We start from the raw sequence: 13,214 nt of genomic DNA, 5'->3' as shown, positions 1-13,214 counted from the left end.
GATCCGGCCTCTCTGTCCCTTGGCTCAGCGCTGCCCGCTCGGCAGCAGCAAATGCTTCGCCCCGATGTGCGCTTCCATCTCGTGCATGTGGTGCTCCGCATCGACCATGTGCTCGGACATCAGCCGGTGCACCTCGGCCGCGTCTTCCTTGCGGTAGGCCGCCAGCAGCTGGGTGTGATAGTCGACGTTGGTCTCGCCGAAGTGGTGGTGGTCCAGCGCCTTCTTGTAGACCACGAGGTCGCGCAGCAGGTCGTTCAGGAAGCGGCACATGAAGGAAAGCACCGGATTGGGGCAGCTTTCAGCCAGCATGGTGTGGAACGCGAGCTCGGCCTCGCGCTGGATGCGCAGTTCGTCCTCGTTCGTTGGCTCGATGGTGCACAGGCGGACGTTGTCTTCCAGTTTTTCGAACTGCTCCGGCGTCAGCTTGCCCACCACGCTCACGGCCAGTTCGGGTTCCAGCACCTTGCGCAGCTGGTAGATGTGGTGCCCGTCGAGGTGGTGAAAGTGCAGAAAGTTGCGCAACGGCTCCGACGCATGGTCGACCGACACCTGCTGCAGGTACGCGCCGCCGCCGGGCCCGGTGCGAATGGCGATGAGCCCGCGCACCTCCAGCGCCTTCAGCGCCTCGCGCACCGTGCTCTTCGAATAGCCGAAGAGCTCGATCAGCTCTTTCTCGTTCGGTAGCCGGTCGCCGGGCTGCTTGCGCTCCGCCACGATCCAGCGCTTGACGTCCTCGACGATGACGTCCGAGAGCTTTTGCCGCTTCGGGCGGTTCTGCCCCACTCTCATTGAAACGCTCCATGCCCATCGGAAGATGCGCGGGATGCGCAACAGCGGGCGATCTTAAACGGCGTCATCGGCGAGCTCGGGTTGGCAATGGGCACAAGGCTTGCTTGCGGGTTTTTACCAGCATATTAATACGATTTATCCGCTTAAATTCGCCGGCACCCGCAGGCACCCCTTTTCCTTGTTTCCCACCACGACCGGAGAACTCCATGCAACGCAGACACCTTCTTCAGCTGGCCGCCCTGTCGGCTGCCCCGGCCTCGCTCCTGGCGAGCCGCTCCGTCTTTGCGCAGTCGGCCGAGGCCATCCGCTTCGGCTGCCCGGTGCCGATGTCCGGCGCCTTCGCGGCCAACGGCAAGTACGCCGACCTGGGCATGAAGCTGGCCATCGAGCAGTACGGCAGCGTGCTCAAGCGCCCGCTCGCCTACACGGTGCTCGACACCGAGGGCAAGCCTGCCACCGCCGTGCGCAAGGTGCAGGAAGCCTCGCAGCAGCAGGGCGCCAAGTTCTTCGCGGGCGGCATCCTGTCGTCCGAAGCGCTGGCCATGGGCAAGGAAGCCGAGAAGGCCGGCGGCCTGTTCATCACCACCGCGGGCGCGGATGAAATCACCGGCAAGGACTGCAACCCCGCCACCTTCCGCTGGTCGGTGCCCACCTTCGGTGCGATCGAGCAGACGGTGCGCCCGCTGATCGCCTCGATGCCGAAGGCCAAGCGCTGGTACACGATCACGCCGCAATACGTGTTCGGCGACGGCCTCTTGAGCGCGGCCAAGAACATCTTCCAGGAGAAGGGCATCGAGCACGTGGGCAACAGCTACCACTCGCTCAACGAGAAGGAATTCAGCGGCTACCTCACCAACGCCATGGCTGCCAAGCCCGACGTGCTGCTGCTGCTGAACTTCGGCGCGCAGTCGTCGGCCGCGCTGCGCCAGGCGGTGAGCTTCGGCATGCACAAGAACATGACGATCCTCATGGCCTGGGCTTCGGGCCTGGAGCAGTTCGACGAGCTGGGCGCCGACCTGTGCGACGGCGTGTACTTCGGTGCGCAGTACTGGCACACGGCCGACACCCCGCTCAACAAGGACCTGGTGAAGCGCACGGCCGACAAGCTCAAGATCGTGCCCAACTACAGCCTCGCGGGCTCGTACATCTGCACCAAGATCCTGATCGACGGCATCGTGAAGGCAGGCACGGTCGACCAGAAGGCCGTGATCGCCGCGCTCGAGGGCATGAAGTACGACGGCCTCACGGGCGCCGAGGAAATCCGCAAGGCCGACCACCAGGTCATCAAGGACTACTACCTGCTCAAGGGCAAGGCCAAGTCGAAGATGGCGAACCCGGCCGACTATGTCGACGTGGTGAGCTCCGGCAAGTCGTTCCTGCCCGTCGACAAGACAGGCTGCAAATTGAGCTAACCCCCAGGCTTGCCCACTGCGTGTGGCCTCCGACCCCTTTAGGGGGGCAACACCTGCGGCCCGGCAAAGCCGGTTCCGCGGTGTTCTCGAAGGGGCACCGCATTCGAGCCTGTCACTACGCATCACCATGTCTGTCTACCTGCTCCAGACCATCAACGGAATCGGCATCGGCATGCTGTATTTCCTGCTGGCCGTTGGCTTGTCCATCGTGTTCGGCCTGCTGCGCTTCGTGAACTTCGCGCACGGCGCTTTCTACCTGCTGGGTGCCTACCTGTGCTTCCAGGCCATGCAGTGGGGTCTGAACTTCTGGGCCGCGCTGGTGGTGGTGCCGCTCGCGGTGGGCGCGCTGGGCTGGCTGGCCGAGAAGCTGCTGCTGCGCCGCGTGTACGCCAAGCCGCACGAGTTCCACATTCTCGTGACGGTGGGCCTGGCGCTCGCGGTGCAGGAGATCGTCATCGTGTTCTGGGGCCCGCTGGGCAACAGCGTGCCCACGCCCGACCTGCTGCAGGGCGTGGTGATGTGGGGCGACTTCATCTACCCCAAGTACCGGCTGTTCGTGATCGGCTTCACCGCCGTGCTGGCGGTGCTGCTGTGGTGGGTGCTGGAAGGCACGCGCCTGGGCAGCGCGGTGCGCGCGGGCAGCGAATCGACCGAGATGGTGTCGCTGCTGGGCATCAACGTGTTCCGCGTGTTCAGCCTGGTGTTCGCGCTGGGCGCGGCCACGGCGGCGCTGGCTGGCGTGCTGGCCGCGCCCATTCGCGGGGCGGAGCCGTTCATGGGGGTGGAGGCGCTCAGCGTCGCCTTCGTGGTGGTGGTGATCGGGGGGCTCGGCAGCTTCGGCGGCGCGCTGGTCGGCGGGCTGCTGATCGGCATCGTGCAGAGCCTCATGAGCACCATCTGGCCGCCCGGCGCGAGCCTGATGATCTACGTCGCGATGGGGGCCGTGCTCCTGCTGCGCCCGCATGGCCTGCTCGGCCGCAGAGGATGAACCACGCCATGCCAAGAAAATATTCGTTCCTCCTGGCGCTCGTCGTGGCGCTGGGCCTGCCGCTGGTGCTGCGCTCGGGTTCGCTCGCGAGCGAGGTGCTCATCTACGCGCTTGCCGCCGTCGGTTGCAACCTGCTGCTGGGCTACACCGGCCTGCTGTCGTTCGGCCAGGGCATCTTCTTCGGGCTGGGCAGCTACACCATCGCGATCCTGCTCACGCGCCTGCAACTGCCCATGCCGTTGGCCTTGCTCGCAGCCGTGGCCATGGGCGCGCTGGGCGCGGCGCTGGTCGGGTGGGTGGCCATTCGCCAGCGCGGCACCTACTTCGTGATGCTCACGCTGGCCTTCGCGCAGATGTTCTATTTCGTGGCGTACACCGCCTCGGGCCTCACGGGCGGCGACAACGGCCTGCTCGACGTGCCGCGCCCCGCCTTCATGGACACGCCGTGGAAGTACTACGCCTTCGTGGCGGTGATCTTCCTCATTGCGTTCGCGTTGCTCTTGCGTGTGACCGATTCGGTCTTCGGCCGCACGCTGCTGGCCATTCGCGATAACGAGGACCGTGCCGCCGCGGTGGGCTACAACCTCAAGCGCTTCAAGCTGCTGGCCTTCGTGATCTCGGGCGCCGTCACCGGCCTGGCCGGCGGCCTGCACGCGATGATGACCGGCATCGCGCCGCTGTCGAACGCGGAGTACCACACGAGCGAGATGATCCTGGTCATCACCGTGATCGGCGGCACCGGCAACCTGTTCGCCTCGTTGCTGGGCTCGGCCTTCTACGTGCTGCTGGCCGACTGGCTCTCCACGCTGTGGCCGCGCTGGCTGCTGCTGTTGGGGCTGCTGCTGATCGGCGTGAGCATCGGCATGCAGCGCGGCTTGTGGGGCCTGGGCGAGAGCGCCTGGCGCCGCGTTTTCCGCAAGACCGTGCCTGCCACCCAGGCGCCGGTTGCACAGCCGGTGTCGCAAGGAGAAAAGGCATGAGCGACGTTCTCATCGAAGCCATTGGCGTCACCAAGCACTACGGCAAGTTCGCCGCGCTCGGCGGGGTCGACCTGAAGATCCGGCGCAACACCGTGCACTCGGTGATCGGGCCCAACGGCGCGGGCAAGACCACGCTGTTCCACATGCTCACGGGCACCGGCACCACCACCGGCGGGCGCATCCTGTTCGATGGCCACGACGTGACGGGCGAGCCCGACTACAGGCGCGTGCAGCGCGGCATGGCGCGGTCGTTCCAGGTGACGAGCCTGTTCGCGAGCCTGTCGGTGCGCGAGAACCTGCGCGTGGCGGCGCAGGGCGTCGCGCCGCGCCAGGCCATGAACTGCTGGCGCGCGCCGGTGGGCGAGCGCGCCTGCGCCGAGACGGTGGCCGAGGTGCTGGCACGCGTGGGCCTCGAGCGGCTGGCGGACACGCCGGCCAGCGTGCTGTCGCACGGCCAGCAGCGCCGCCTCGAAGTGGGCATGGCGCTGGCCGCCAGGCCCAAGGCGATCTTTCTCGACGAGCCGACCTCGGGCATGGGCATCGACGACCTCGACGACATGAAGCAACTGATTCGCGGCCTGCGCGACGCGCACACCGTGGTGCTGATCGAGCACAACATGAACATCGTGATGGACATCTCCGACACCGTGACCGTGATGCAGCTGGGCCGCGTGCTGGCCGAGGGGCTGCCGGGCGACATCCGCTCCGATGCGCGCGTGCGCACGGCGTACCTGGGCAACATGATCACCGGGGGAAAAGCATGAGCGCCAACATCCTCGAGGTCGAAGGCCTGCACGCCCACTACGGCAAGAGCCACGTGCTGCAGGGCGTGACGCTGACCGTGGGCGAGGCCGAGCTGGTCACGCTGCTGGGCCGCAACGGCGCGGGCAAGTCCACCACCCTCAAGAGCATTGCGGGCGCGGTCACGCCCACCGGCGGCAGCGTGCGCTTCCAGGGCGAGAACGTGGCGGGCCAGGCGCCGCACCGCATCGCCCAGCGCGGCGTGTGCCTGGTGCCGGAGCACCGCGGCGTCTTCAAGCTGCTGTCGGTGGAAGAAAACCTGCTGCTCGGCCAGCGGCGCGAATCGCCCTGGCAGCTCGACGACATCTATCGCATCTTTCCGCGCCTGAAGGAGCGGCGGCGCAACGGGGGCGGGCAGCTCTCGGGCGGCGAGCAGCAGATGCTGGCCATCGGCCGCGCGCTCATGAACCACCCGCGCCTGCTGATCCTCGACGAGCCGGTCGAAGGCCTGGCGCCGGTGATCGTGGAGGAAATCGTCGCGCAGCTCAAGACCATCAAGGCGGCCGGCGTGGCCATCCTGCTGGTCGAGCAGAACCTCGAAGTCTGCGTGCAACTGGCCGACCGCCACTACATCGTGGAGCAGGGCGTGATCGTGCACGAGGCCGCCAACGCCGACTTCGTGGCCGACCATGAAGTGAAAGACCGCTACCTGGGCGTGGGGCTTGCTTGAGGCCCGGCGCACTTCTTCTCTCATTCGCACAACCATGACAACACACACCGAACTCCGCATCGACGGCCAGCGCCTCTGGAACTCGCTGATGGAACTGGCGCAGCTCGGCGCCACCGAAAAAGGCGGCGTCTGCCGCATTGCGCTGACCGACCTCGACCGCCAGGGCCGCGACCTGTTCACGCGCTGGATGCGCGAGGCGGGCTGCGAGGTGCGGGTCGACGCCATCGGCAACATCTTTGCGCGCCGCGCCGGGCGCAACAACGCGCTGCCCCCGGTGACCACCGGCAGCCACATCGACACGCAGCCCACGGGCGGCAAGTTCGACGGCAACTACGGCGTGCTCGCCGGCCTGGAGGTGGTGCGCGCCCTGAACGACGCAAAGGTGCAGACCGAAGCGCCGATCGAGGTGGCCGTGTGGACCAACGAAGAGGGCTCGCGCTTCGTGCCCGTGATGATGGGCTCCGGCGTGTTCGTCGACGCCTTCACGCTGGAACACGCGCTGGCGCAGCGCGACACCGAGGGCGTGAGCGTGGCCGATGCGCTGCAGGCCATCGGCTATGCGGGCAGCACGCCGGCATCGGTCGCCGCGTCGCCGGTGGGCGCGTACTTCGAGGCGCACATCGAGCAGGGCCCGGTGCTGGAAGCCAACGAGCGCGTGATCGGCGTGGTCGAGGGCGCGCTGGGCCAACGCTGGTACGACGTGGTGGTGCAGGGCATGGAAGCGCATGCCGGCCCCACGCCGATGGAGCTGCGCAAGGACGCGTTGCTGGCGGCGTCGGAACTGGTGATCGAGGTGAACCGCATCGCACTGGCCCATGCACCGCATGCGCGCGGCACGGTCGGCTGGATCGACAACTATCCGAACTCGCGCAACGTGATCCCGGGCCGCGTGAAGCTCAGCGTCGACCTGCGCGCGGCCGACGACGTGGTGCTGTCGGCCATGGACGCCGAACTGAAAGAGGCGGTGCAGCGCATCGCCACCAAGGGCAAGGTCGCCGCCACGGTGGCGCAGGTCGTGTACTTCCCGCCGCAGCCTTTCACGCCGAAGCTCGTGTCCGCCGTGCGCGACGCCGCGCAGGCGCAGGGCCTCACCTGGATGAACGTGATCAGCGGCGCGGGCCACGACGCCGTGTACCTGGCGCGTGTGTGCCCCGCGGCCATGATCTTCGTGCCCTGCCTGGACGGCATCAGCCACAACGAGATCGAGGACGCGCAGCCCGACCACCTCGAGGCCGGTTGCAACGTGCTGCTGCAGGCGATGCTGCAAAGCGCGGGGGTCGTGTCGTGAAAGTGCTGATCGCGCGCCTCAACCACGAGACCAACACCTTCTCGCCCGTGCCCACGCCGCTCGCGGCCTTCGGGCCCGACGGCCCGACCTTCGGCCAGCAGGCCTACACCGACAACAAGGGCATGCGCACCGCGATGTCGGCCTTCATCGACCTGGCCGAAGCGGCGGGCGCGACGCTGGTCACGCCGGTGTCGGCCTCGGCCAATCCCAGCGGGCCGGTGGACGCACAGGCCTACACCGTGCTCACGCAATGCATCGTCGACGCGGCGCCGGGCTGCGACGCCATCCTGCTCGACCTGCACGGCGCGATGGTCGCGCAGAACAGCACGGACGGCGAGGGCGACCTGCTGGCGCGCCTGCGCGCCGCCGCGCCGGGCGTGCCCATCGGCGTGGCGCTGGACCTGCATGCCAACGTCACGCCGGCCATGGTCGGCAACGCGGACGTGATCGTCGGCTTCAAGACCTATCCGCACATCGACATGTACGAAACCGGCGCGCATGCCGGCCGGCTGCTGTTCGACCTGCTGGCCGGGCGCAGCCAGCCGCACATGCGGTGGCGTCAACTGCCGCTGATGGCGCACACCTTGCGCAGCGCCTCGTTCACCGGCGCGATGCAGCGGGCCATCGAGGCGGCGCAGGCGGCCGAGGCGTCGGAGTCGCTGGCGGTGTCGATCCTGGCGGGCTTCTCGCTCTCGGACATCGAGGCGCCCTGCATGAGCGTGATCGTGGTCGACGCGCACTCGCCCGAGCGCGCGCAGGCCACGGCCGACCGCATCGCCACGCAGATGTGGAACGAGCGCGAAGCCTTCATCTACCGCAGCGAGCCATTGGCGCAATCGATTGCGCGCGCCAAGACGGCCGCCGAGGGGGCCACGCGGCCGGTGCTGCTGCTGGACCACGGCGACAACTGCATGTCGGGCGGCAGCTGCGACACCATGGACGTGCTGCAGGAGGCGCTGGCACAGGGGCTGCACGGCATCGGCGTGGGGCCGCTGTGCGACCCCGAGGCCGTGGCCGCGCTGACCGCGGCGGGCGAGGGCGCCGAGGTGACGGTCGCGCTGGGCAACAAGGTCTCGCTCGCCGGCATCGGCCTGTCGAAGACGCCGGTGCGCCTGACCGGCACGGTGCGCGTCATCAGCGACGGCGAGTACGTCATCACCGGCCCCACCTACACCGGCCAGCGCAGCAGCATGGGCCGCACCGTGCTCTTCGACATCGGCGCGGCGCGCATCGTGGTGACCGAGCGCACGCAGGAGCCGTGGGACATCGGCGTGTTCGAGTGCGCGGGGCTCGATCCGCGCGCCGAGCGCTTCCTGCTGCTGAAGTCGCGCATGTACTGCCGGCCGGTGTTCGAGCCGCTGTCGGCCGCGCTGGTGGAGTGCGACAGCCCCGGCGTGACCAGCTCGGACTACAGCCTGTTCCCGTTCGGCAAGGTGCGCCGCCCGGTGTTTCCGCTGGACGCGGATGCGTCGATGGACACAGCCGCACAGGCTGCGGCGTCGCCCGCCGCATAACCTGCCACGTCATCGACGCGCATCGCGTGCGGCGCGACCATTCCTTCACCCCGCGATGTTGCGGGTTTGACACCGCCAAAGGAATCGTCACCATGAACACCGCCGCACACGATGCCGCCGCCATCGCCCGCAACTACATCGCCGTCTGGAACGAGACCGACGCCGCGCGCCGCGCCGAACTGATCGAAGCCGGTTGGGCCCCCGATGCCCGCTACGTCGACCCGCTGGCGCAGGCCAGCGGCCGCGAGCAGATCCACGCGCTGGTCGGCGCGGTGCACCAGCGCTACCCGGGCTTTCGCTTCAACCTGCTGGGCAAGGCCGACGCGCATGGCGACCATGTGCGCTTCTCGTGGACCCTCGGGCCCAGCGGAGCGGAGGACCTGATCCAGGGCACCGACTTCGCGCAGATCGACGCGGGCAAGCTGCGTTCGGTGACGGGCTTCCTCGACAAGGTGCCGGTCGGCGCCTGACCGGCGGCGCTCAGTCGGCGGCGCCAGCGGGCCGGCCGCGCCACAGCTTGCGATAGACCGTCGCCCGGCTGATGCCCAGGGCCCGCGCGGCCTCCGCCACATTGCCACGGGCATCGGCCACCGCCTTGCGGATCAGCGCGGTCTCCACGTCGCGCAGGCGGGGCCGGGCGTCGGCGGCCGGCAGCTCCGGCGAGCGGCGGCTGCCGCCGTTGTGGGGGCGTACCTGCACCCGCAACCCCGACCACAGAGGCACCTCGAGCACCGCATCGCCGCTGCGGGCCGCGTCGAACATCATGTGCAGCGGCAGCGCGAACAGGTCGTTGAAGTGCAGGGCCTGTTCGCTGTGCGCCAGCGGCTGGTGCAGCATCTGGCGGGCGGCCGCATTGGCGCCGGTGACCTGGCCGGCGTCGTCGATGCACAGCAGGCCCTCGGTCGCCTCGCTGCCGGCATTGCCCGGCCAGGCCAGGTGCAGCAGCAGCTCGCACGGCTCGCGCATCACCAGGGTGTTCTCGATGCTGCGCGCGCTGAGCGTGGCCAGGTGGCGCAGTTCCGGCCGTTCGATCACCTGGACGCCGCTCAGGTCGAGCATGCCGATGCAGTCGCCCCGGGGACCGAACAGCGGCGCCCCGGCGCAGCTGAAGACGCTGGTGTCGTCGAAGAAATGCTCGCCGCGGTGCAGCCACACCGATTCCTGCTCGGCCAGGGCGGTGCCGATCGCGCTGGTGCCGATGGCGCGCTCCGACAGGTCGACGCCGATGCGCCCGATGTCCCGCGCATAGCGGCTGGCGGCGTCGGTGCCGTCGGGCAGGTTGCCCACATCGACCACGATGCCCTGGGCATTGGTCAGGATGGCGAAATAGCGGGTGTCGGCAATGGCGCGCGACAGCCGCTCGATCACCGGCCGGGCCGCCGCGACCAGGGCCCGGTTGCGCTCGACGATGTCGCGGCTGCCGGCCTGGCTCACCGGGTCGAAACTGACCCGGTTCTGCGGCCGCCAGCCGGCCTGGAGGCAGCGCTGCCAGGAGCGCGCGATCCATGAGTCGACGCTGGCCTCGGCCCGGATCGGGGCCGGTTCGCCGTCGATCAGCTCACGGCGGGCCTTGGCAATGGCGACGGAGCGCTCTGGCGCCTGCGAAACAAGGGAGACGGGCATCGTGGGTTTTCGCGCGTGGGGCGGTTTTTCTTGCCCGCCGAACGGCAAGCTGTTTCATTTTGAGAATTTCGCGCGGTCTGTGCAAGTGTCAAGGGTTTTTGCCTAGGATAGGCCCAAAGGCCGGCATCAAGATGCTTCGCTGAACCAGCCATCACCTTTCACGGAGACAGCCACATGCAGGTCGCTTTCAAGGTCAACGGTCGCCAGGTCGAGGTCGACGCTCCTCCCAACACCTTTCTCGTCCACGCCATCCGGGAGCACCTGCACCTCACCGGCACCCACGTCGGCTGCGACACCGCGCAGTGCGGTGCGTGCACGGTCCACCTGAACGGCCGTGCGGTCAAGTCGTGCAACATCCTGGTCGCGCAGGCGACGGGCGCCGACATCACCACCATCGAGGGCATCGCCGAAGCCGACGGCACCATGCACCCCATGCAAGCGGCGTTCAAGGAATGCCACGGCCTGCAGTGCGGTTTCTGCACCCCGGGCATGGTCATGAGCGCCATCGACCTGTGCACCCACCACCCCAAGTCCAGCGAATCGGAGATCCGCGAGCTGCTCGACGGCAACCTGTGCCGCTGCACGGGCTACCAGAACATCGTGAAGGCCGTGAAGATGGGCGGCGAGGCCATGGCCTCGGGCACCCCGGTCAAAGCCACCGTCTCGGCCTGAAGGGAGCAGCATCATGGGTGCCTCCGACTTCTCCAACCTTCCTCACATCGGCGAGGCGCTTCGGCGCAAGGAAGACTACCGCTTCCTGACCGGCGCGGGCAACTACACCGACGACATCACGCTGGCCAACCAGAGCCACGCGGTCTTCGTGCGCTCGCCGCACGCGCATGCCACCGTCAAGTCGGTCGACATCGCCGAGGCCATGAAGATGCCCGGCGTGGTCGGCATCTTCAGCGGCAAGGACATCGAGGGAAAGATGGGCGGGCTGCCCTGCGGCTGGCTCATCAACAACCCCGACGGCACTCCCATGAAGGAGCCGATGCATCCGATCCTGGCGATCAACAAGGTGCGCTACGTGGGCGACCACGTCGCCATGGTGGTGGCCGAGACGGTGGAGCAGGCCAAGAACGCGGCCGAGGCGGTGGTGGTCGACTACGACGTGCACACCGCGCTGGTGAGCGTGGCCGACGCCGCGAAGAAGGCCAGCGGTGTCACGCTGCACGACGAAGCGCCCGACAACCAGTGCTACAAGTGGACGCTGGGCGACAAGGCGGCGGTCGATACGGTGTTCGCCACGGCCGCGCATGTGACGAAGCTCGACCTCGTCAACAACCGGCTCATTCCCAACCCCATCGAGCCGCGCGTGGCCATCGGCAGCTACAGCCGCGGCACCGACGACTACACGCTGTATGTGTCCAACCAGAACCCGCACGTCGAACGCCTGTTGATGACGGCCTTCGTGCTGGGCCTGCCCGAACACAAGGTGCGGGTGATTGCCCCCGACGTGGGCGGCGGTTTCGGCTCCAAGATCTTCCTGTACGCCGAGGACGTGTGCCTGACCTGGGCCGCCAAGCAGCTCAACCGCAACATCAAGTGGACGGCCGAGCGTTCGGAGTGCTTCCTGTCCGACGCGCACGGCCGCGACCACGTGAGCCACGCCGAAATGGCGATGGACGCTCAAGGCAAGTTCCTGGCGATGCGGGTGCACACCGACGCCAACCTGGGCGCCTACCTGTCGACCTTCTCGACCGCGGTGCCCACCATCCTCTACGCCACGCTGCTCGCCGGCCAGTACGCCACGCCGCAGATCTACGTGGAGGTCGATGCCTGGTTCACCAACACCGCGCCGGTCGACGCCTACCGCGGGGCGGGGCGGCCCGAAGCCACGTACCTGCTGGAGCGGCTGGTGTCGCGCTGCGCCTGGGAAATGAATCTGGGGCAGGACGAGATCCGCAAGCGCAACTTCATCACCACCTTCCCGTACCAGACGCCAGTGGCGTTGCAGTACGACACCGGCGATTTCCATGCCTGCATGGACAAGGCACGGGTGCTGGCCGAGGTCGACGGCTTCGCGGCGCGCCGGGCGGCGAGCGAGGCGCAGGGCAAGCTGCGCGGCATCGGCTACTCGAGCTACATCGAGGCCTGCGGCATCGCGCCGTCGAACATCGCGGGCGCGCTCGGTGCGCGTGCGGGCCTGTTCGAGTGCGGCGAGATCCGCGTGCATCCCACCGGCAGCGTGACGGTGTTCACGGGCTCGCACAGCCACGGCCAGGGCCACGAGACCACCTTCGCGCAGGTCGTGGCGGCGCGGCTGGGCATTCCGGTCGACAACGTCGACGTGGTGCACGGCGACACCGGCCGCGTGCCCTTCGGCATGGGCACCTACGGCTCTCGCTCCATCTCGGTGGGCGGCGCGGCCATCATGAAGGCGCTCGACAAGATCGAGACCAAGGCCAAGAAGATCGCCGCGCACCTGATGGAGGCCAGCGACGCCGACATCGAGTTCGCCAACGGCGAGTTCACGGTCAAGGGCACCGACAAGAAGATCCCGTTCGGCCAGGTGGCGCTCACGGCCTACGTGCCGCACAACTACCCGCTCGACAAGCTGGAGCCGGGCCTGAACGAAACCGCCTTCTACGACCCGACCAACTTCACCTTTCCGGGCGGCACCTACATCTGCGAGGTGGAAATCGACCGGCAGACCGCCGAGGTGCGCGTCGACCGCTTCACCGCTGTGGACGACTTCGGCACCATCATCAACCCGATGATCGTCGAGGGCCAGGTGCACGGCGGGCTGGTGCAGGGCATCGGCCAGGCGCTGCTGGAGAACTGCGTGTACGACAACGAGACCGGCCAGCTGCTCACCGGCAGCTTCATGGACTACGCCATGCCGCGCGCGGCCGAGTTTCCGCTGTTCAAGCTGGACACCGTGTGCACTCCGTGCACGCACAACCCGCTGGGCACCAAGGGCTGCGGCGAGGCGGGGGCCATCGGCTCGCCGCCGGCCGTGATCAACGCCGTGCTCGACGCGCTGGCGCCTTTGGGCGTGAAGGACTTCGACATGCCCGCATCGTCCAGCCGCGTATGGGAAGCGATGCAGAAGGGCAGCGGCAGCGCCGCAAAGGACGCGATGCCGCAGCAACCCGCGCTGGCCGCCAGCACCCAGGGCCGTCCCGCACCCTGAACAACAAGAAGGA

Annotated in this window: 12 protein-coding genes; 10 read left to right on the top strand and 2 right to left on the bottom strand. The window is 68.1% G+C overall.

All coding sequences use genetic code 11. From position 1 onward, the window contains the following. Window positions 1-24: 24 nt before the first annotated feature. Entirely contained in the window at window positions 25-789 is a 765-nt protein-coding gene (locus AC1DJH_RS03505) for a FadR/GntR family transcriptional regulator (RefSeq protein ID WP_435483225.1), read from the bottom strand. A 206-nt stretch (window positions 790-995) separates the two neighbouring features. On the opposite strand from AC1DJH_RS03505, the gene AC1DJH_RS03500 reads away from it, so the two are divergent. From AC1DJH_RS03500 to AC1DJH_RS03465, 8 genes are all read left to right on the top strand, one after another. Next, the gene (locus AC1DJH_RS03500; protein ID WP_435483226.1) at window positions 996-2,201 is read left to right on the top strand and encodes an ABC transporter substrate-binding protein; all 1,206 of its coding nucleotides are present in this window, start codon (window positions 996-998) and stop codon (window positions 2,199-2,201) included. A gap of 127 nt (window positions 2,202-2,328) precedes the next feature. Then, window positions 2,329-3,189 (top strand): branched-chain amino acid ABC transporter permease, encoded by an 861-nt coding sequence (locus tag AC1DJH_RS03495; protein WP_435435427.1) that lies wholly within the window; start codon window positions 2,329-2,331, stop codon window positions 3,187-3,189. Window positions 3,190-3,197: 8 nt separating this feature from the next. After that, entirely contained in the window at window positions 3,198-4,169 is a 972-nt protein-coding gene (locus tag AC1DJH_RS03490) for a branched-chain amino acid ABC transporter permease (protein WP_478184722.1), read from the top strand. After that, the gene (locus tag AC1DJH_RS03485) at window positions 4,166-4,933 is read left to right on the top strand and encodes an ABC transporter ATP-binding protein (protein ID WP_435483228.1); all 768 of its coding nucleotides are present in this window, start codon (window positions 4,166-4,168) and stop codon (window positions 4,931-4,933) included. The genes AC1DJH_RS03490 and AC1DJH_RS03485 overlap by 4 nt, the downstream gene beginning before the upstream one ends. Then, complete coding sequence (locus AC1DJH_RS03480) at window positions 4,930-5,640, top strand: ABC transporter ATP-binding protein (protein ID WP_435435430.1); 711 nt, start codon at window positions 4,930-4,932, stop codon at window positions 5,638-5,640. The genes AC1DJH_RS03485 and AC1DJH_RS03480 overlap by 4 nt, the downstream gene beginning before the upstream one ends. A 34-nt stretch (window positions 5,641-5,674) precedes the next feature. After that, on the top strand, window positions 5,675-6,928 hold the full coding sequence (locus AC1DJH_RS03475; protein ID WP_478184721.1) for a Zn-dependent hydrolase: 1,254 nt from the start codon (window positions 5,675-5,677) through the stop codon (window positions 6,926-6,928). Continuing rightward, window positions 6,925-8,442, top strand: a complete 1,518-nt coding sequence (locus tag AC1DJH_RS03470) for a M81 family metallopeptidase (protein ID WP_478184720.1) — start codon at window positions 6,925-6,927, stop codon at window positions 8,440-8,442. The genes AC1DJH_RS03475 and AC1DJH_RS03470 overlap by 4 nt, the downstream gene beginning before the upstream one ends. Window positions 8,443-8,534: 92 nt before the next feature. After that, on the top strand, window positions 8,535-8,912 hold the full coding sequence (locus tag AC1DJH_RS03465) for a nuclear transport factor 2 family protein (protein WP_435483232.1): 378 nt from the start codon (window positions 8,535-8,537) through the stop codon (window positions 8,910-8,912). Between the two features lie 10 nt (window positions 8,913-8,922). Here AC1DJH_RS03465 and AC1DJH_RS03460 read toward each other — a convergent pair whose 3' ends face one another. Next, entirely contained in the window at window positions 8,923-10,065 is a 1,143-nt protein-coding gene (locus tag AC1DJH_RS03460; RefSeq protein WP_478184719.1) for a helix-turn-helix domain-containing protein, read from the bottom strand. Between the two features lie 174 nt (window positions 10,066-10,239). Here AC1DJH_RS03460 and AC1DJH_RS03455 point away from each other — a divergent pair, with 174 nt between their 5' ends. Both AC1DJH_RS03455 and AC1DJH_RS03450 read left to right on the top strand, forming a co-directional pair. Further along, window positions 10,240-10,737 (top strand): (2Fe-2S)-binding protein, encoded by a 498-nt coding sequence (locus tag AC1DJH_RS03455; RefSeq protein ID WP_472117852.1) that lies wholly within the window; start codon window positions 10,240-10,242, stop codon window positions 10,735-10,737. 13 nt (window positions 10,738-10,750) lie between these two features. Then, entirely contained in the window at window positions 10,751-13,201 is a 2,451-nt protein-coding gene (locus AC1DJH_RS03450) for a xanthine dehydrogenase family protein molybdopterin-binding subunit (protein ID WP_478184718.1), read from the top strand. Window positions 13,202-13,214 lie beyond the last annotated feature (13 nt).

The sequence above is a fragment of the Variovorax sp. 10N412 genome (assembly GCF_056394985.1).
This window is presented reverse-complemented; position numbering and strand designations above follow the sequence as displayed.